Here is a 19,626-nt window from a genome sequence, read left to right on the forward strand (position 1 = left end):
GTACGCAAAGTAAATGAAAATTATTCCGTTGCGAGTAGGACGCATGCGAATGCCAAAACCGGAAAAATAATTATTGCGGTTGGTAGAGGCGTGACCTGCGACTTCCCTGTAGGCAGGGTTGATTCAGCGTGCGGCAATAGGGGAACGAGCGGTGCGGCGGGGAATTTAAGCGGCGCGGGCGGTGACAGGGCCACCGCCCGTGGAGGAGGGGTCAGGCGGGCAGGGCCGGTTCCTGGTTGCGTTCGACCAGGATCTTGCCGCTGTGCATGCGCACCAGCTGGTCGGCCACCGGGAAGTAGCGGTCGTCGTGGGAGATGACGATGATGGTCTTGCCCTGCTGCTTCAGCTCCGGCAGCAGCTCGGTGTAGAACACCCGGCGGAAGGCCGGGTCCTGGTCGGCGGCCCACTCGTCGAACACCAGCACCGGACGCTGGTCGAGCCAGGCGTTGATCAGCGCCAGGCGCTTGCGCTGGCCGGTGGACAGGTCGGTGGTGGTGAAGCTGCCGTCGCGGATCCCGACCTTGTGGGCGATGTCCAGGCGTTCGAGGTACTTGGCGGCCTCCGGCGGCAGCTCGGCGAGGCCCGGCAGCGGTTCGTCGAACAGGTAGTAGTCGGCGAAGATGGTGGTGAACAGCTGGCGGTAGTCGTCCAGGCGCTGCGGTGTGACCGCTTCGCCGTTGAGGCGCACCTCGCCCTGTTGCGGGGTGTACAGGCCCAGCAGCAGCTTGATCAGGGTAGTCTTGCCGCAGCCGTTCTCGCCGACGATGAAGACGATATCGCCCTGGCGGATGGTCAGGTCCACCGGGCCCAGGTGGAACGGCTGGCTGCCTTCGACCTGGGGATAGTCATAGCGCAGCTGGCGCAGTTCGATGGAGCTGACCTCGGTCACCTGTGGTGCGCGGTCGCTGACCAGCAGGTGTGGCTCGGGCGATGAGAAACGCTGGGACAGCTCGGCGATACGGCGCAGGGCGATCTGTGCCCGGCTGATGCTCGGCAGGTTGGTGATCAGCTGTTCCAGTGGCCCCTTCATGTACAGCATCACCAGCACAAAACCACCCAGCACGGTCTTGTCGGTGCTCGGCCACAGGGCCTGGAAGGCGATGGCGATGCCGATCACCGCGAAGAACAGCATCGAGCCGAAGGTCTCGGCACTGACGAAGATGTTCGCGGCGCGGATGTTGGCCTTGCAGATGCGCTCGGTGGCGCCGTGGATCAGCTGGTCGTGCATGTGTTGGCGGCGCTGGCGCTGGATGCGCAGCTCCTTGGCACCACCGGAAAGGGCCTGGTAGTGCTTTTGCAGCTCGTCCTCGTTGTTGCGCGCGGTGAGGATGTTCTTCATGCCGTGGCGATGGGCGAGGAACTGCGCGCCGGTGCCGATCACCACGGTCAGCACGGTGACCAGCAGGATCTGCCAGGACAGCAGCGCCAGGTAGGACAGGCAGCCGAGGGTGACGGTGAAGGCGATGACCATCGGCGCCACCGACAGGGCGAAGGCGCTGATGGTGCTGACGTCGTTGAGCAGTACCGGGATCAGGCGGTGGGCGCGGTAGCGCTCCAGTTGCGCGATCGGCGCCACCAGCACCTTGGCGGCCAGTTCGCGGCGCAGGCGCGCCACCACCTTCTGCCCGACGTAGTTGGTCAGCAGGTTCGAGCCTGTGGAGCAGGCCAGGGTCAGCAGGCACAGGCCACCGAACAGCAGGGCGGTGCGGGTGTCCGGCCCGCCCACGGCGTTCATCGCGCTGTTGATGGTGGCCAGCAGGGCGGTGACGCTCAGGCCGCTGACCACGCCGAGGGCCGCCGAAAGCGCGACCAGCATCCAGAACGGCTTGAGTATCCGCAGGGTTTCCTGGGCGAGGCTGGGGGTCTTGGACGTCATGGAGTCATCTCGTGAGTATTCGTTGGCGCAGGGCGGCGGACCAGGCCCTGATCTTGGTAGACGAGAGGGTTTTGCGCGGATTTAGTGGCGAGGCGGATCCGGCGCCAGGGGCGCCGGAAGTGAGGAGGGCTTAGAGTTCGCGGGCGACGCGGAAACCGATCCAGTCGCCGCGCAGGGTGGAGCTGCGTTCGTTGCGGTTGCCCGAACGGGAGAAGATCGGCGCCTCGGTGTAGTCGTTGCCGCGGATCACCCGGCGGTCCTCGCATTCGCTGCTGTTGGTCTGCGGGCTGCCGTCGGTGGGGGCGCTGGCGTAGCTGTCGACGTAGCAGTCGCGGGTCCACTCGTAGACGTTGCCGTGGCCGTCGTAGACGCCGAAGGCGTTGGGCGGGAAGCTGCCGACGGGCGAAGTGAAGGAGAAACCGTCCGTGGGGCCGTAGGTGTTGGCGTGCTTGGAGATCTGGTACTTCTGTTCGTCGTTGTCATCGAGCGGGAAGGGGAACGGCCCGGTGCTGCCGCCGCGCACGGCGTATTCGCGCTGAGATTCGCTGAGCACCTTGTAGACCTTGCCGGTCTTCTTCGACAGCCAGGCGGCGTAGGCCTCGGCCTCGTGGAAGTTCAGGCACACCGCGGGTTGGCGGTCACCCTGCTGGTAGCGCGGCACGCCCGCGATGCATTCGCGGCCCGGGCGGGTGTCGCCGTTGGGGACCTTGTAGCCGCTGGCCTTGAGGTAGGCTTTCCATTCCCCGTTGGTAATCTGGTACTGGCTGACGGCAAAGGCTTTCTTGAAGGTCACCTGGTGCAGCGGGCCTTCGTCGTCCTGGCGGCCTTTTTCGTCGTCCGGGGTACCCATCATGAAGCTGCCGGCGGGCAGCACCACCATTTCCGGGCAAGTCTTGGCGCAGTCGCGGAACACCGTGCCGGGGTTGTGCGCAGGCGCCGCGGCCAGGGCCGGCAGGCTGCAGGCGACCAGCAGGGCGGCCAGGGTGAGGCGGTTCAGGGGTGCGGTCATGGGGAAGCCTTGTTCAGGGTTGCTGGGCAGACAGCGGGAGTTCGTGCTGATGGACGAAATGAACGAGGCGATGTTTAAGGGTGGTTTTGTAACAGGTGTTTGGCGGGAGAGGTGTGGCGCTCGATCTTGAGAGCGCTGCAAGGGGTGCGACGGGCACCTGGCGGCCCAAACGCGATCAATAGCTTCACGACACCAGGACTCTCATTGTTCAGGTGTTTGAGAGTCTGCGTGGCCTGCCAGCATAGGCTGAGCTTTCAACATTTTTGAAGGGTGGGACGCAGCCTGGTGCGCAACTTCCTGGCAAGAGGGCTCAGACCCTGGCCGGTTTCTGCCAGGTACCCAACGTCAGCACCAGCGCCCTTGTTCATGTCGCTATCGGCTTGCTCGTTATGGAAGCAGGCGTCGGCTACCGCTCAGCGTAGTCGACCTTGTTTCTCGGCTGCATGACCATTCCTGCTGCGGACAGCACTTTGACCGACAGCGCGGTACCTCCTTGGCATGACCACATGGCAAGTCTGGCTCTCGCCGAGGAGCAGCACCTCGGCCTCCGTGGCGCAGACTTCGTTCCCCCTTGCCAGGGCAGCACTGACAAGGGGCCGTTTGGAGATCAATTGCCAGGAGGGTGGGGGGGCACTGCTGATGACGCCATTTGCGCCTCAATACATTCACGAACTTCCGGAGACACCCACAGCTCATGATCGCGATACCCCCCCCGCATTGGGATCAACGTCCAGTTTGTTTTCAGATAGTCGTATAGCGGGCTCTGTTGCCAGTGTGCAGAGCTTTCGATGAATACCGCGAACTTGAGGGCCATGGATTGTAACACCGAGGCCGTCGTTGCCTGATCGGAGGTCATCAGCAGCGGGCGGGCGGGTGCGGTGAACACAAATACGGGGGGACGCTTAATGAAGTAGACATTCCACCGATCCGTGTCGACAAACCAGTGCTGGCCTGGCTTCAAGCAGGTAGTAGCTTGATGGAGAATATTGACATGATTGATATCCTCTAGTGTGGAAGGTGTTGTGCGCCAAGGGGCCAAACGTAATGACTGGGAGGCAAGCAATACTGCAAATCCAGTTATCGCTACAACTGCCAGTTGACGGTATCCCTGGCTCATTTTGAGGAAGTCGGCCAGCTTGGTGCCCAGATGAGCTGCGCCGACAATCAGCAAGGGGGCCGATAGGAGGAAGAATGAAAGCGCATAGCGGCCATTGGTCACGAGAGCATTGCGCAGGTTGATGCCTGCATAGTCGAGGGCGCCCGATATGGCGATCAACAATGGGGCCCATAGCCCTAGTAGTAAGGTAAGGTAGGTAATACGACCACGTTCACGTACAAACAGTACAGTGAGAATGCCTACACCCAATGTGGTCAACTGGAGATGCCAGCTGTAGCGACGAAGCAGAATTTCAAGAATGCTTAACCAATCCTGACCTTGTTCTGTCCAGGACTTGCCAATAATCGCTTCGAGCCAAGTTCCCTTGTAGATCGTGTATTGAAGGCCATAGCCCATCAGTTCGCCTGTATTCAGATAGTTCTGAACATAGCGCACCACACTCAGTCCAGCCACAAGCCCTAATGGAACTAGATAGGTCGTCAAGGCTTTACAGGTCGGTCGACGACGCACGACCACGAACGCCAGAACGCAGGTGCCGACGACGAAGCAGAGCATCAGTCCCAGGGTATGCGACATGACTACCAGGGCCCCGTAGGCGCCCACCAGCAAGCCTCGTCGTAACAGTGCGGAGCTGAAATTCAGGTTTAGGGAGCCGAGAGTCACGACGAAGCCTAGCAGTGGGGCTATGCGAAATGCATCACGGCTGAGGGATTCAGTAATGTAGTAAACCCAAGGAACGCAAAGCGCGAGAGCGATCGAGGCAACCATTGCCCAGCGCTTACCTAAAGTTGCAGTTACACCGGCAATTGCCAGGAGCAGATAGACCACTGTTACCTGTTGTGCCAGACGCGGGAGGAAATCCAGCGGCGGAAAGGATGTATCGGCCCCGCCGAGCATCAGGGCATGGGCTAGGTAGGCTTCGAAGATGAATGAGTGCGGATGGACGACGATGACATCGCCCAGCCCACCGGAGAAACCCGGCATCGATGTGGTACCGGGGGCTGCGGCAAACACTTTTGCAGCGCTCATATAGACATTGAAATCGTGGGGAAGGATATTCAATGTCAGGGCATTGTCACGCAGTAGCAGTCCCAATTGAGCGGCAAGCACTGCACCCAGTAGTGTCACCGCAACGTTGGCGGGTGTGATGCGTATCCTGTACATGCAGCGTTGACCGTGTCCTTTCAAGTTCCGGGCAGCGATCGCTAGCAGCGAGACTGCCAGTACTCCAGGGGCGTGTGCATAGAGCGCTGGAGAGCCGACACCTGCCAGGGCCAGGAGCATGACCAGCACGCCTATCACTTGAGGTGTCAATGAGGCGCCAAGCAAAGCCCGAGGTAAGGCACCCAGATGAAAGAACCTTGGCAGGGTCATTGCGAAAAGAGCCAGACCAAGGGCGAGCAGCAGATGCTGGAGGAGGTAGTACGCTGTCATTTTTTGTATAGCCTGACAAGTAACGCAAAGCTGAAAACGCAAAGATCTGCAACTACCCAGATCACGCGGTTGAGAATCGCCGCGCCCAGCAATAGGGTTGTTGGCATATTACTGAACTGGCCTGCCAAGGCCAGGACGCCTTCTCGCACTCCGGCACCGGCAGGCGCGAAGATCGCGGCCATCCCAGTGATAAATGCCGTGGTGTACGCGCCTATGGACCATAACCAGTGATGGATGTTGTTGTGCCCCGGGACCAGCAGGAAGAACGATGTCCCCATCGCTATCCAGCCTAGCAACATGACCGTCAGAGCGCCGAAGGTGATTCGCATGGACTTGCCATCGACGCTCAGAAGACCGAAATGTTGTGCGAGCAATACTGAAGCCGCAAGAGCAAGGCCTGCCGTGGCGCAGATCAGGACAGCGAGCAGTGCGACGGGCCACCCTTGCCTGGCCAGAAGCATCAGGCCTATGGGCAGGCTCAGAAGGACAGCAGTGATTGCAAAACCGAAGTTTTCGAGTAATAGCGTCTTTGAGATGGTGGCGGGCGTCATGCCATGGTTTCGATAGTGGACGATGCGCCCCACGATTGCCCAGACCCCGCCAGGCATGTACTTGGCAGCGTCCGAAGACGCATAGACCCACAGATTTTCCCGCCACCCTTTCAACTGGCTGTTCTGGAGTTGAAGGCTGGCTCGCATCAGGTACAGCGCCGTGAGCTTGCCGAAAAGAATACAGCCAAGGGCACTCAGGAGATTGAACGTTGGTATCTCGAACAACGTACGGATCATCTGCTGGCCGTTATTCCACAGATAATACGAGAGCCCTGCCAAGACCAGTAAAATCCAGCATCTTTTGATCAAAGCCAGCGTTGCTTGACGACTTCTGGATCGTGTCATGGCCTGGCAACCTGACGGGCACGCTTGAGGATGCGCTTGATCGAATTCGTAAGCGTGTCCATAGCCTGGGCGCGCAGGTAACTTGGCAGGTTGTGACTCCAGCGTTCAGGGTGTGTGCTGATATATACCGGATGCTGCGCTTCAGCGGCGAACTGCTTAAATGCTGGCAGGTCAACAGGCAGTGCATGGCGGGGCCAGGCTTGGCCAACGCGATCACGCAGGTTCGTGACGGTGGCCAGCCAGTGGCCACCGGTATCTGTCAGGTAGTAAGGGGTATAGGGTTCTATCGACGTGACGGCGTCACCCAGCAATGTTGCACGCTGCAGATCTTCAGCATGCAGTAGATCCTGATTGTGGTACTTGCTCAGCGGGGCACCATGCATGCTGACAGTAGAGCAGGAGGCAACTGTGCGAAGTGTTTTGAGGTTGCGCAGGAACCGAGCGATCGCGACATCTCGATCGCCCTTGCAGAAGCTCAAATCCTCATAGTGATATCCGATCTCATGCCCCAGTTGAGCGATCATCCGAATCGCAGCGGATGGAAAATCGCCTGAGGCACTTGCGCGGAAGTAGTAGGTGCTACGTACTCCCAACCGCTGTTCAAGGCGAGCTAGCGCACACGCCCGTTGCGGAAGACGATCCACGTCGTGGCGAAGAATGATTCGCTCGGCATTTGGGGCTGCCAGGAAGTCGGCCACCCCTCCAATCGGCTTGTCCAGTTCCAATAGTGCCTCGACGAGGGACTCATACTCTTTTTGCCAGAAGGCCATTATTTGTTCCGGAACAGGTTGACGAGTCGATTTACAAATACGCGTGGCGCCAGCGTGATGAACAGGTACTCAAACACTTGAATGGGGATGTACAGGAGACGAAGTTGCCGAACCCCGCGGAGCCTGATTTTCAGTAGATCCACCATTGCATACTTGTAATGACGGAAGCCAGGGCGCTCAAATTCGGGGTAGGTGGACATGTCGGGTGCCGCCATTCCCAGTTTCCGAGCAACGCGTGAGTAGGCGAGTGCATGGCGACGATTATCCAGCGTATAGCCCTGTGATTCGATTAGCTCCTCTCTTTGCAAAGGCTCGTCGGTGATGAAACCATCGGCCAGTGCCTTGTCATACCATTCGACGCCTCGATCACTGCGTAGCACCACGGCGGAGTGGCCTAGCCCCAGTTTGGAGCGGAAGCGTGGCAGGTGAGGGTCACCCACGGCTATATCAGCAAAATCACTGATCTGGTCGGGGCACATGCGGCAACGAGGGAGCATCCAGTAACCCTGGAACCCGACAACATAACGCAGGATGTTCCAGCGGGAATTGCCTCGGATACGTGCAATTTCGTGAGCCTTGCCTTGTGCATCAACCAGTCGGATCTTGCCGGGCCAAGCGCCATAGCGATAATCGATGCTGGTTGCCCCTTCGAGACCGGTGCCAAACCTGCGCAAGTAGTAATCGATGCCAGCGAAGCGGTTGATGCCTCCACAGAACAGGCCGATGGAGAGCACATGCCGTTGGGCGAGGCGGGGGTCTTTCTGTTTGAGAATCTCAAAGGCTGCGATTTCACAGGGCAGGCCAACGAAGGCGAAGCGCTCCGAACCTTCAATGAGTGCGCACAGGTCGGCGCCCAACACGGCAGGTTGATAGACTGAGCCATGGATGGTGGCCAGGTCTGCGGCATGGCGAAGGATCTTGCCCGAGCGGTTGCCCGGCGGTCCTTCCGAGACAACGCAATAGGCCGCATCGATAGCCTGCTTCTCGAACAGATAGGTCAATAGGGCCGTGGTAACGCCGCCAGAGGCTGAACGTTTACGTACTTCTTCGTCGGTTGAGTGGGCTGCGCGAATACGTTGGTGATGACCGACCCAACTGTCCTGTGGGATGGATCCGTAAGTGGCCTCGGATAGCTGTGGCATGTGCATGCTCGCACCCGGACATACCACCTCCGGTAAGTCCTCCGCAGCCCCGGCGCTGATCAGCGGAATGGCGTGATCATGCTCGGCGCTGTACGCCATGTGCAGCAGTGGTTTTTCTCTGCCGGCATTGGCAGCCGTGCACATGCCACATCCAATGCAGAGCCCTTTTGCCACGACGTTTGCGGGCAGTTCAGTTACCCGCATGAGATTGCCTCATATAGGTTTCCACCAGGTCAAAATTTTTTATGGACAAGTCTCTCACTGTCGAGCCATTGGTTTGGAGGATCGCACGTGTCTGGTCACGAGCCTGCCAGGCACTGTGGAATGCCTCGGTAAGTGCAGCTGCTGAAAACGCGGAAAAGTCGAAGCTTGGAATATCTGCGTCAAATGCTTCCGCCATTTCGCGATACTTGTGGCTCCAACCGAGAATCAGGCAAGGCGCACCAGTGATCAGCGCGGCAACGACAGCGTGGAAGCGACAGCCGACGAAAAATGCGGACTGGCCGATGATGGCGCGCAGTAGCACTGGATCTTCTGACGGTATGTGTAGAAAAGCGCGCTGGTGCTTCACGAGGCGGTGGTGGAGTTCGCGACACAGATCGATATCGTTATTCTTGCTTTTTCCTGTGCCCAGACTATGCGGTAAGATGAGGACGTTGCGTGAATCGTCGTTGAGCAGGTTTTCGACGAACTGTTGCATCTGTTCAAGGAAGTTGATTCCGCGCTGGCTGCATAGCGTGGCCACTACCTGGCTGGGCGACACGATTACCCAGTGGCGATCACTGTCATCGAGCCCACGTAGTACATTTTTCGCCTGATGCTGAATGCCATCGGGAATGGTCAGGGCAAACGAAACATCGGGCAGGGCCTGTGGGGCATGCATACCCAGCTCGATCAGGAACATTCGGCTTTGCTCCCCACGTGCCACAACTGTCGAGCAATGCTGCAGAAGTGGTTTGGCCAGCAAGCGATTGAGTGTAGTCCTGAACGGCCCCAGTGCCTGGGAAAGCTTGAATACTGGCTTGCCCCATATGATGCCAGGCAAGGCGCAGGACAGGTTGTACCACAGCAGTGGTAGCCCACGACCATCGACCAGTGCAATGCCTGACAAGTCAATGACGGCGTCTGCTGCGTCGAGGGAACTGAAAAAAGCGCTACGTCGGCTAAGGAACCGGCGGACACCGGAGCCCAAGGCGCCGAGGAGAGTGAGCGGCATGTACCAGGCGAGAAGTTTCAATGGCGCGGCTGGGACAACTTTCAGGTCATCTTCCCGGTTGCAGCGTTGATCGGCTTCTGGGTAGATGCTGAGCAATTCGAACCTGGCCCCTGGAAAACGGCTCCTCAACTGCTGCAAGGTGGCATGTAACATTGCGCTGCCGCCCATGTTTCCGGTCAAGGTGACACCGGTGATTACGAAGCGCACTGACGTCTCCTTACAAGAACGGTTTGTATATCTCCGAGATTGATCGGTACAGCCCAACGCAGCGGCAGTTTAGCCATTGTTTGCTCCAGGCTGCGCAGGCCCAGGCTGCGAGCCAGCTTGACGAGCAGAAAATTGAGCGAAACACGCTTGCCTTGGCATTCCATGCGGACAATTTCGAATCCGTTGTCGTGCATCAGACGTTCAAGGCTTTTCTTGGAGAAGTAGTGCAGATTCACGGGTGGAATCCAAAGGGGCCAGCGCTTGTTGGCAAGTCGACAGGTCAGCGAGTCACCCATAGGCACGGTGAGCGCAATGTGTCCTCCGGGGCGTAAGAGCCTGGCGGCATGCGAAAGCGTGGCATGCACGTCAATCATGCTGGCCAGCACGTCCCAGAATGTAAGGACATCGAAACTCTCTGCCGCATAGTGTGCATGGGTGAAGTCGCCACTGTCCAAGGTCACGCCGAGGGCCTGGCCGTACAAGGATGCATTCGCCGAATAGTCGATTCCACGTGTGTCGAAGTGATCCTGTGCGGCCTTGACGAAATAGCCACGTCCAGCACCTACATCCAGCAGCCTTCCTTGCAGTCCGCATTCGCTTAGCCACTGTGCGCGCCTGACCGCATTGAGCATCACGGCTGATGATGGGCCATTTGCCTGTTGTTGGCTTGAGGCATGAAATGCGTTGTCATAGACCTTGCTCAGGATCTGCTCGGTCACCGGGCCAGCCGCAAAGCGGTGCCCGCAATCATCACAGTGCCGGATTTGGTAGAGCAGCTGGTCAATATACGGAGATTTCAAGTTGAACAAAGCCTTGACATGATCTCCGACACAGACTGGGCAGCGGGAGTCCTTTGATGCCCCCGACTCAATTGACATGTCTGGGCCTCACTCGTCGAACCTCGACGCAAAGATCCTTGTTTACCTGGAAATCAAGTGAGAAAGCGTTGAGGATGAGTTGGATGGTTACGCTAAGGGTAGTACTGAACATGATCAGTGCCCCCATGGGAATCGCTCCTGTGATAGCCCATTTGATGAGCAAGTAGGAGAACAATAATGCGGACAGGCCCATAAATAGTGCGCCTGCCAGATAATAAAGTACGATGGGGTGTCCACTCATGTAGATGTACTTGCGGTACATGCGATGAACGAACAGGTTCCACATCAGGGCAAGAATCGGGAATATGACACGGCTCACCTTCATCTTGCTGGTCCAGTTGACGCCGTAGCGGGGCTTGACACTGACTTCGATGACGCGCATCTCGACAATGTTCAGGCGTGTCAGAATATCATTGGGGCAGCCGTAGCGCGGATAGACTTCATCCCATTGCACGGCTCCGAGTGCGGCGCGATTAATAACGGTGTAACCGCACTGAGTATCACTGACATGCCAATAGCCTGAAACGATCTTGGTCAATGCTGAGAGTACCAAGTTACCAAATAGTCTCACAGTAGGGATCTTATCGCCTGTGGCCGCCTTGAAGCGATTGCCTTTGGCATAGTCTGCCTGGCCTGATGCCAAAGGATCGAGCAGGCACTCGAGATCTTCCGGGTCCATTTGCCCATCGCCGGCCATGACGGCGACAAGATCGAAGTTATCTGCGTAGGCATGCTTGTAGCCTTGGCAGATCGCCGCTCCTACACCTGAATTCATGGGCTGGCGTATGATGACGATGTCCTTGCTGGTTTCGCGTGCCGTAAACTCTGCTACTGCTATGCTGTCGTCTTGGGACGCGTCATCAACTAAATAGATGCGGTCGACCAAGGAAGGCATGGTACTTATTACGTTGGCTATTTTTTGTTCTTCGTTGTAGCAGGGGATTACAACGGCGACAAGCAAGTTTTTATACATGGGGCTCCAGCTATCACTTGGTGTAGAGAAATCACGGGATCAGGGTGTTTTCAATGGATCTTATAGTTTTCATTGCCTGTGGCGTGATGTGGGTTATATAAGTGCTCTCTATCTGGGTTAGTTCGAAATGCTATGGGTTGAAATTTCGAGTGCGTATTTTGTCGTTAGGTTATGCTGGTTGTTGCGGGTTAGTTTAGCGTAAAACTCAATGGCCTCACAATGGCCAAGGTAGCCTGACAGATGGCCGCAATGCAAAGATGTCAGATATTTCCCACGATGACTTCCGCCTGTCGGCTGGTGAGTGGCGAACGCGATGTGACTGGAGATTGCCACCTGGGAGGGGAGGGGATGCCAAATCCTTGGCTGGCGATCTCAGGTAGAGGCATAGCAAGTGCGGCGAGTACTTCCAGGTCCGGGGCGAGCGCAGTGTGGTGCTCGAGTTCGACTCCTGCTACCCGTCTGACCTGTGCCAGCAGGCCTGCCGTCATCGCCATAGGGCGGCGACGGCGCAGGTGGTCATCGTCGAGGGTGTCGTGTCTTGCGCGGCCTCGCCTGAACCGGGTGTGCCTTACTCGCGGTCACAACCGGCCTGCACTGCCCAGGAGTGTTGAGGGCGCAGGTCCTTGAGGTGCTCGGGCACATTGATCGGTAGCTCGTTCGGGCCCAGAAATACCTCGATCTCATGGCCGCTGCGCAGGTAGGGGTCGAGAGGCCTGGTGCGGTATCCACCAGGCGATGATCCGGGGCTGACCCTGGTCATCCTCGGTCAGCTGCACCGTCCGTGGTCAAGCAGGGTGAGCGGCGTGGCGGCAGTGACGGGAGGCGAGGGGTGCAGGAGGTCAGGCTGAGGGCCTGCAGCAGGAACGGCAAACGACGCATGATGCGTCTCGCGGGATGGTACAGCAGCCGGGGATTCACCCGCCCGAAGATTTGCGGCCAACCCCCGCAGGGGTTGGCCAGGTCAGCATGTCATGTGTGGTTGCACAGGGCAGGCCGGCTCAGCTCAGCTCAAGCCAGATCGGCGCATGGTCCGAAGGCTTTTCCATCCCGCGCAGTTCATAGTCGACCCCGGCAGCCTTGACCCGTGGCAGCAAGCCCTGGGAGGCCATGATCAGGTCGATGCGCAGGCCGCGCTTGGGCTCGTCCTCGAAGCCGCGGCTGCGGTAGTCGAACCAGCTGAAGCGGTCGGCCACTTCCGGGTGCAGGTGGCGGAAGCTGTCGACCAGGCCCCAGCCCTTGAGCCGCTCCATCCATTCGCGCTCCTCGGGCAGGAAGCTGCACTTGCCGGTCTTCAGCCAGCGCTTGGCATTGTCCGCGCCGATACCGATGTCGCAGTCCTGGGGCGAGATGTTCAGGTCACCCATCACCACCAGCGGCTGGCTGTTCTGGAACTGGCTTTCCAGCAGCGCCTGCAGGTCGCTGTAGAAGCGCTGCTTGGCCGGGAACTTGGTGGGGTGGTCGCGGCTCTCGCCCTGGGGAAAGTAACCGTTCATCACGGTGATCGGCGTGCCGTCGGCATCGGCGAAGGTGCCCCAGATGAAACGGCGCTGGGCGTCCTCTTCATCGCTGGCAAAGCCTTTGAACAACGACAGCGGCGCCTGGCGCGAGAGCAGGGCGACGCCGTAGTGGCCCTTCTGGCCGTGGTAGTGCACGTGGTAGCCGAGCGCCTCGACGTCGGCCAACGGGAACTGATCGTCGCTGACCTTGGTTTCCTGCAGGCCGATCACGTCCGGCTGGTGTTTGTCGATCAGCGCCGCCAGCTGGTGCGGACGGGCGCGCAGGCCATTGATGTTGAACGAGACGATCTTCATGGAAAGATGATCCTGGTAAAAGCCACGGATGCTAGCCGACATCGCCGGCCACGGCCAGCATGGCGCCGCGCGGCGGGCACTGCTAACGTGCTGGAGGAGGTGAACCCAGCGCCGGAATCTGGCTCCAAGGCACTGTACGCCCATTCCAGGAGGACTGCCCGCAATGCCCGACGTCATCGCCGCCCCGGCCCGGACCTGCCTGCTCGACGCCGGCTACGCCCGTGAGGCGCGTTCGCTGCTCTACCATGCCTATCGCCACGAGCCGACCTTCGCCTGGCTGTTCGAGGGCCAGCGCCCCGGCTACGAGCGTCGCCTGCGGGTGATGGTGCGCGAGTGGGTGCGCCAGCACTTCTATCTGCAGCTGCCGGCAATCGGCCTGCTGCTGGAGGACCGCCTGATCGGCCTGGCGCTGATCGTGCCGCCGCAGCGGCGCCTGGGCGTGGCCGACAGCTGGGCCTGGCGCCTGCGCATGATCCTCGGCACCGGCCTGCGCTGCACCCGGCGTTACCTGGACTACCAGGCCGCGCTGGCCGGCTGCCTGCCGGGCGACAATGTCCATGTCCTGCCGCTGCTGGGCGTGCACCCGCAGTTCCAGGGCCAGCACTACGGCGAGCAACTGCTGCAGGCCGTGCACGACTGGTGCGCGGAGGACGCCAGCACCGAGGGCGTGGTGCTGGACACCGGCAATGCGCACTACCTGGCGTTCTACCAGCGCCAGGGCTATGAAGAGATCGGCGAGATCGCGGTGGGACCGATCAGGGAGCGGGTGTTCTTCCACCCCAATCCCCGCTCGTCCAGGGTGGCGAACCTGTGACAGGTGGTTGCCGACAACCCTCTTGACCCCTTTGCTCTGGTAGCATGCCGCGCATGACGTATTCAGGAAGACTTGGCTGGGGCCTGCTGTTGCTGGCCGCCAGCTCCATGGCATGGGCGCAGAGCGAATTGCTGGTGCGGGTCAAACCCGCCAACAAGGCGCTCAAGTCCAATATCGAAGGGTATATCGGCAGTCTGGGCGAGCGCGACGAAGAAGCCCTGTTGCGCTTCAGCCGGGGCGCCGAGGAGCAGACGCGCAAGGCCGCCCAGGCTCTGGGCTACTACCAGGCGCGGGTCGAGACCGAGGTCAAGCCCGCCAGCGACAAGGACAAACCCGCGCAACTGATCATCCGGGTCGAGCCCGGGGAGCCTGTGCGCCTGCGTAACGTGACCGTGCGCATCGACGGGCCGGCCAGCGAACTCAAGGCCTTTCGCATCCCCGACAGCAAGGCGCTGCGCCCGGGCGAGCAGCTCAACCACGGCATCTACGAGGATGCCAAGCGGCTGATCCAGAACCAGGCGTCGCGCTACGGCTTCTTCGCCGGCCGTTTCGAGCGCCAGCGCCTGGCAGTGGACCCGCAGGCCGGCGTGGCCGATATCGAGCTGGTCTACCAGAGCGGCCCGCGCTACCGCCTGGGCGCGGTGACCTTCGGCGGCGACGCGCCGCTGGACAACGACCTGCTGCAGCGCATGGTGTCGTTCAAGCCCGGCACCCCCTACGACTCGGAACTGATCGCCGAACTCAACAACGACCTGCAATCAAGCGGCTATTTCGACAGCGTGCGGGTCGACGCCGCACCCACCGCCGCGGTGGGCGAGGACATCCCGGTGGACGTGCGCCTCGATACCCGCAAGCCGCGTACCTTGGGCCTGGGCCTGGGCTTTTCCACCGACGTCGGGCCGCGCGGCAAGGCCAACTGGACCCGCCACTGGGTCAACCCGCAAGGGCACAGCTATGGTTGGGAAACCGAGCTGTCGGCGCCCCGGCAGAACGTCGGGCTGTGGTACGACATCCCGCTCGACCCGCCGCTCACCGACAAGCTGCGCTTCGCTGGCGGCTACCAGAACGAGGAGATTTCCGGCACCGACACCCTGAGCAAGCTGCTCACCGTCGGCCCCGAGTGGCACAGCAAGCTGCCCAGCGGCTGGCAACGGGTGATCTCGCTCAAGTACCAGCGCGAGGAATACCGCCTGGGCGACGACTCGGGCCTGAGCAACCTGCTGATGCCGGGCGTCAGCTTCTCGTACCTGCGCAGCGACAACCGCATCGACCCGCATAACGGCTACCGCCTGCAGTTCGACTTGCAGGCGGCCAAGGAAGGCCTGGGCTCGGACACCAACCTGATCCACGGCAACGTGTTGCTCAAGGGCTTGACCACCCTGGGCCAGAACCATCGCTTCCTTGGTCGCGTGCAGTTCGGCGGCAGCGCCACCAACGGCTACCAGCAGAACATCCCGCCGTCGCTGCGCTTCTTCGCCGGTGGCGACCAGAGCGTGCGCGGCTACGACTACCAGTCGCTGTCGCCAAAGAACAACCAGGGCGACCGCATCGGCGGCCGCTACCTGGTGGCCGGCAGCGCCGAGTACCAGTACTCGATCGCGGAAAAATGGCGCCTGGCGACCTTCGTCGACCAGGGCAACTCGTTCAATTCGCTGGAGTTCCCCAGCCTCAAGACCGGTGTCGGCATCGGTGTGCGCTGGGTGTCGCCGGTCGGGCCGCTGCGGCTGGACCTGGCCCGCGCGTTGGATGATGACGGTGGTTTTCGCTTGCACTTCTCCATGGGGCCCGAGCTGTGATGCGTGTGTTCAAACCGATCCTGCTGGTGCTGGCGGGCCTGCTGCTGCTGGTCGTCCTGGCGTTGGCGCTGGTGCTCGGCACCCAGGCGGGCAGCCGCTGGGCGCTGGCGCGGGTGCCGGGGCTCGAGGTCAGCGATTTTACCGGGCGCCTTGGCGGCAGCTGGCAGGCTGGCCTACTGCGCTGGTCCGCCGGCGACGATCGGGTCGAGCTGCTGGCGCCACAATTGGCCTGGTCGCCGGCCTGCCTGCTGCGTGCCACATTGTGCATCGAGCGCCTGCAGGCCGAACGCATCGACATGGCCTTCGCGCCGGGTGAGGACAGCCCCGACAGCGGCCCACTGCAATTGCCGGCGCTGAACCTGCCACTGGCCATCGAACTGGGCGAGGTCAAGGTGGGCCAGTTGCGCCTGGATGGCAGCGACCTGCTGGGTGACCTGAGCCTGGCCGCGCACTGGACCGCGAGCGGCCTTCGGGTGGACAGCCTGCAACTGCGCCGCGACGATCTGCACCTGGACGTTCAAGGCGACCTGACGCCCCAGGGGGACTGGCCGCTGCAACTGCAAGGCACGCTGCAACTGCCGACGGTGGATGGCAAGCCGTGGCAGCTGGCGCTGAACGCCAAGGGCGAGCTGCAGAAGACCCTCGTCATCGAGGCCACCAGCAGCGGTTACCTGGACGCCCGGCTGAACGGCGAATTGCAGGCCCTGGCCGAACACCTGCCGGCCCGACTGAGCATCCGCTCGGAGGCCTTCAAGCCCGCCGGCGAGTTGCCCGACACCCTGCAACTGAACCAGCTCAAGCTCGATGCCCAGGGCGACCTGCTCAAGGGCTACCAACTCTCAGGCTCGGCCACCTTGCCCGCCGAGCAAGGGCCGGTGGGCCTGGTGCTGGCCGGCAAGGTGGACGCCAAGGGCGCCCGGGTCGATGCGCTGGACCTCAACGCCAGCGACACGCAGCGGCTCAAGCTGCAGGCCAGCGCCGACTGGCAGCAGGGCTTGAGCGCCGAGGCCAGCCTCGACTGGCTGGACTTCCCCTGGTTGCGCCTGTATCCGTTGGAACAGCCGCCCCAGGTCACCCTCAAGCGCTTCAACGCCCAGGTGCAGTACCGCGACGGCAACTACAAGGGCACATTCAACGGCGACCTGGACGGCCCGGCGGGCGCTTTCAGCCTGGCCAGCCCGTTCGAGGGCGACCTGGGCCAGGTACGCCTGCCGCAGTTGCTGCTCAGCGCGGGGCAGGGCAAGGCCGCGGGCAGTGTCGCCTTGCGCTTCGCCGACACCTTGGCCTGGGATGTCGACCTGCAATTGTCGGCGCTGGATCCGGCCTATTGGCTGGCGGAGCTGCCGGGTACCCTGGCCGGGCCGCTGCGCAGCCAGGGCGAGTTCAAGCACGAGCAACTGGCGCTCAAGGCGCAACTGGACCTCAAGGGGCGTCTGCGCGGCCAGCCGGCGCTGGTCAAGGTCGACGCCGAGGGCGCCGGCGAGCGCTGGACCCTGGGCAGCCTGGCGGTGCAACTGGGTGACAACCGCATCAGCGGCAGCGCCAGCCTGCAGCAGCGCCTGGCCGGGCGCATCGACCTCGACCTGCCGCGCCTGGGCCAGCTCTGGCCGCAACTGCAAGGGCAGGCCAAGGGCCGTCTGGACCTGGCTGGTACCCTGGCTGCGCCCCAGGGCACCCTGGCCCTGCAGGGCCAGCAACTGGGCCAGGCTGACAACCGTGTACAGCGCCTGGACCTCGATGCGCGACTGGACAACGCCCAGCGCGGCCAGCTGACGCTCAAGGCCGGCGGGATCCGCCTGGGGGACACCGCCCTGGGCAACCTCGACGTGCAAGGCAAGGGTGATATCCGCCAGCAGGTCGCGACGCTAGCCCTTGATGGCCCGCAACTCAAGCTCGACCTGGCGCTGGACGGTGCGCTGAACAAGGGCGACTGGCGTGGCCGCCTGGCCAGCGGGCGCATCCAGGCCGGCGGCCAGGATTGGCAGCTGCAGGCACCGGCGCGCCTGCAACGCCTGGCCAGCGGCCAGCTCGACTTCGGTGCCCACTGCTGGCGCTCCGGCCAGGCCAGCCTGTGCGGCGAGGACCAGCGCCTGGCGCCGGAGCCGCGCCTGCGCTACCACCTCAAGCAGTTCCCCCTGGACAGCCTGGCCCAGTGGCTGCCCAAGGACTTCGCCTGGCAGGGCCTGCTCAATGCCGACATCAACCTCGACATCCCCGCCAGCGGGCCCAAGGGCAGCATTCGCATCGATGCCGGCGGCGGTACCCTGCGGGTGCGTGACAAGGATCGCTGGATCGACTTCCCCTACCAGGTGTTGCGCCTGGACAGCACCCTGGCGCCGCGCCGGGTCGACACCCGCGTGGATTTCCGTGGCGAGCGCCTGGGCGAGCTGAGCCTGAATGCCCGCATCGACCCGCTGGGCCGCAACAAGCCGTTGTCCGGCGACTTCCGCTTGGCCGGGCTCGATCTGTCGATCATCCGCCCGTTCCTGCCGATGGTCGAGCGCCTGGCCGGCCAGCTCAACGGCAGCGGGCGCCTGTCGGGCAGCCTGCTGGTGCCCCAGGTCAATGGCAACCTGGCCTTGAGCGGCGGCGAAGTCAGCGGCGCGGAGCTGCCGGTCAGCCTCGAGGACCTGTCGCTGCAGGCACTGATTGCCGGCGAGCAGGTGCAGTTGAACGGCAACTGGCGCAGCGGCGCTGCCGGTCGTGGGCAACTGGCCGGTCACCTGACCTGGGGGCAGGCGCTGGGCATGGACCTGCGCCTGCAGGGCCAGCAACTGCCGGTCAGTGTCGAGCCGTACGCGGCATTGGAGGTGGCGCCCGACCTGACCATCCGCCTGCTGGACGACCGCCTGGCGGTCACCGGCAAGGTGCTGGTGCCCAAGGGCAAGATCACCGTGCGCGAGTTGCCGCCGTCGACGGTCAAGGTCTCGGATGACACGGTGATCGTCGGCCACCAGACCGAGCAGGGCAAGCCGCCGATGGCGGTGGCCATGGACATCGATGTCGAGGTCGGCAGCGAAAAACTGTCGTTCAAGGGCTTCGGCCTTACCGCCAATCTGCTGGGCCATGTACATATCGGCGACAACCTCGACACCCGCGGCGAACTGAGCCTGGCCGACGGGCGCTATCGGCAGTATGGGCAGAACCTGACCATCCGCCGCGCGCGCCTGTTGTTCGCCGGGCCCATCGACCAGCCGTACCTGGACATCGAGGCCATCCGCCAGGTCGATGACGTGATTGCCGGCATCCGCCTGAGCGGCAGCGCTGAGCAGCCGACCACCAAGGTGTTCTCGGAGCCTGCGATGAGCCAGGAGCAGGCATTGTCCTACCTGGTGCTGGGTCGGCCGCTGAACAGCTCTGGCGAGGACAACAACATGCTTGCCGAGGCGGCGCTGGGCCTGGGCCTGATGGGCAGCGCCGGCCTGACCGGCGGCCTGGCCTCGAACCTGGGCATCGACGACTTCCAGCTCGACACCCAGGGCACGGGCAACAAGACCAGCGTGGTGGCCAGCGGCAATCTTACCGAGCGGCTTAGCCTGCGCTATGGCGTCGGCGTGTTCGAGCCGGCCAACACCATCGCCTTGCGCTACAAGCTCAGCAAGAAGGTCTACCTCGAGGCCGCCAGCGGCCTGGCCAGTTCGCTGGATATCTTCTACAAGCGCGATTTCTGAGCTGGCACTCGGTAGC

The 19,626-nt window shown here is 61.8% G+C and carries 13 protein-coding genes; 3 read left to right on the forward strand and 10 right to left on the reverse strand.

All coding sequences use genetic code 11. The features are described from left to right. Positions 1–211: 211 nt before the first annotated feature. From HU751_RS05840 to xthA, 10 genes are all read right to left on the reverse strand, one after another. The gene (locus HU751_RS05840) at positions 212–1,876 is read right to left on the reverse strand and encodes a cyclic peptide export ABC transporter (RefSeq protein ID WP_050705627.1); all 1,665 of its coding nucleotides are present in this window, start codon (positions 1,874–1,876) and stop codon (positions 212–214) included. A 130-nt stretch (positions 1,877–2,006) separates the two neighbouring features. Then, positions 2,007–2,885, reverse strand: coding sequence for a formylglycine-generating enzyme family protein (locus HU751_RS05845; RefSeq protein ID WP_186733273.1), 879 nt, complete (start codon positions 2,883–2,885; stop codon positions 2,007–2,009). A 607-nt stretch (positions 2,886–3,492) separates the two neighbouring features. After that, positions 3,493–5,436 (reverse strand): hypothetical protein, encoded by a 1,944-nt coding sequence (locus HU751_RS05850; RefSeq protein WP_186733272.1) that lies wholly within the window; start codon positions 5,434–5,436, stop codon positions 3,493–3,495. Then, positions 5,433–6,332 (reverse strand): hypothetical protein, encoded by a 900-nt coding sequence (locus HU751_RS05855; protein ID WP_186733271.1) that lies wholly within the window; start codon positions 6,330–6,332, stop codon positions 5,433–5,435. Before HU751_RS05855 ends, HU751_RS05850 begins: the two co-directional genes overlap by 4 nt. Then, positions 6,329–7,102, reverse strand: coding sequence for a polysaccharide deacetylase family protein (locus HU751_RS05860; protein ID WP_186733270.1), 774 nt, complete (start codon positions 7,100–7,102; stop codon positions 6,329–6,331). The genes HU751_RS05855 and HU751_RS05860 overlap by 4 nt, the downstream gene beginning before the upstream one ends. Continuing rightward, a complete protein-coding gene (locus tag HU751_RS05865; protein WP_186733269.1) occupies positions 7,102–8,448 on the reverse strand; it encodes a Coenzyme F420 hydrogenase/dehydrogenase, beta subunit C-terminal domain in 1,347 nt (448 codons plus the stop codon). The genes HU751_RS05860 and HU751_RS05865 overlap by 1 nt, the downstream gene beginning before the upstream one ends. Next, complete coding sequence (locus HU751_RS05870; RefSeq protein ID WP_186733268.1) at positions 8,435–9,667, reverse strand: polysaccharide pyruvyl transferase family protein; 1,233 nt, start codon at positions 9,665–9,667, stop codon at positions 8,435–8,437. Before HU751_RS05870 ends, HU751_RS05865 begins: the two co-directional genes overlap by 14 nt. Beyond that, entirely contained in the window at positions 9,655–10,545 is an 891-nt protein-coding gene (locus HU751_RS05875; protein ID WP_186733267.1) for a class I SAM-dependent methyltransferase, read from the reverse strand. Before HU751_RS05875 ends, HU751_RS05870 begins: the two co-directional genes overlap by 13 nt. Continuing rightward, positions 10,535–11,518, reverse strand: a complete 984-nt coding sequence (locus tag HU751_RS05880) for a glycosyltransferase family 2 protein (protein WP_186733266.1) — start codon at positions 11,516–11,518, stop codon at positions 10,535–10,537. Before HU751_RS05880 ends, HU751_RS05875 begins: the two co-directional genes overlap by 11 nt. 998 nt (positions 11,519–12,516) lie before the next feature. Beyond that, positions 12,517–13,329: an exodeoxyribonuclease III gene (gene xthA / locus HU751_RS05885; RefSeq protein WP_186733265.1), complete on the reverse strand. Its 813-nt coding sequence runs from the start codon at positions 13,327–13,329 to the stop codon at positions 12,517–12,519. Between the two features lie 163 nt (positions 13,330–13,492). Between xthA and HU751_RS05890 the strand changes: the two genes are divergently transcribed. The 3 genes from HU751_RS05890 to HU751_RS05900 are packed head-to-tail and all read left to right on the forward strand — an operon-like array spanning position 13,493 to position 19,610. Next, on the forward strand, positions 13,493–14,143 hold the full coding sequence (locus tag HU751_RS05890) for a GNAT family N-acetyltransferase (protein ID WP_062574305.1): 651 nt from the start codon (positions 13,493–13,495) through the stop codon (positions 14,141–14,143). Positions 14,144–14,196: 53 nt separating this feature from the next. Next, positions 14,197–15,939 carry an autotransporter assembly complex protein TamA gene (locus tag HU751_RS05895; protein WP_186733264.1) on the forward strand — a complete coding sequence of 581 codons (1,743 nt, stop codon included), beginning with the start codon at positions 14,197–14,199 and terminating at the stop codon, positions 15,937–15,939. Continuing rightward, complete coding sequence (locus tag HU751_RS05900; protein ID WP_437181035.1) at positions 15,936–19,610, forward strand: translocation/assembly module TamB domain-containing protein; 3,675 nt, start codon at positions 15,936–15,938, stop codon at positions 19,608–19,610. The genes HU751_RS05895 and HU751_RS05900 overlap by 4 nt, the downstream gene beginning before the upstream one ends. Positions 19,611–19,626 lie beyond the last annotated feature (16 nt).

The organism is Pseudomonas peradeniyensis (genome assembly GCF_014268935.2).
GTDB classification, from domain to species: domain Bacteria; phylum Pseudomonadota; class Gammaproteobacteria; order Pseudomonadales; family Pseudomonadaceae; genus Aquipseudomonas; species Aquipseudomonas peradeniyensis.

Bases quoted from the DNA above. Each gene is read 5' to 3' on its own strand.
- HU751_RS05840 (WP_050705627.1), bottom strand. From the start codon at position 1,876: ATGACGTCCAAGACCCCCAGCCTCGCCCAGGAAACCCTGCGGATACTC.
- HU751_RS05845 (WP_186733273.1), bottom strand. From the start codon at position 2,885: ATGACCGCACCCCTGAACCGCCTCACCCTGGCCGCCCTGCTGGTCGCC.
- HU751_RS05850 (WP_186733272.1), bottom strand. From the start codon at position 5,436: ATGACAGCGTACTACCTCCTCCAGCATCTGCTGCTCGCCCTTGGTCTG.
- HU751_RS05855 (WP_186733271.1), bottom strand. From the start codon at position 6,332: ATGACACGATCCAGAAGTCGTCAAGCAACGCTGGCTTTGATCAAAAGA.
- HU751_RS05860 (WP_186733270.1), bottom strand. From the start codon at position 7,102: ATGGCCTTCTGGCAAAAAGAGTATGAGTCCCTCGTCGAGGCACTATTG.
- HU751_RS05865 (WP_186733269.1), bottom strand. From the start codon at position 8,448: ATGCGGGTAACTGAACTGCCCGCAAACGTCGTGGCAAAAGGGCTCTGC.
- HU751_RS05875 (WP_186733267.1), bottom strand. From the start codon at position 10,545: ATGTCAATTGAGTCGGGGGCATCAAAGGACTCCCGCTGCCCAGTCTGT.
- HU751_RS05880 (WP_186733266.1), bottom strand. From the start codon at position 11,518: ATGTATAAAAACTTGCTTGTCGCCGTTGTAATCCCCTGCTACAACGAA.
- xthA (WP_186733265.1), bottom strand. From the start codon at position 13,329: ATGAAGATCGTCTCGTTCAACATCAATGGCCTGCGCGCCCGTCCGCAC.
- HU751_RS05890 (WP_062574305.1), top strand. From the start codon at position 13,493: ATGCCCGACGTCATCGCCGCCCCGGCCCGGACCTGCCTGCTCGACGCC.
- HU751_RS05895 (WP_186733264.1), top strand. From the start codon at position 14,197: ATGACGTATTCAGGAAGACTTGGCTGGGGCCTGCTGTTGCTGGCCGCC.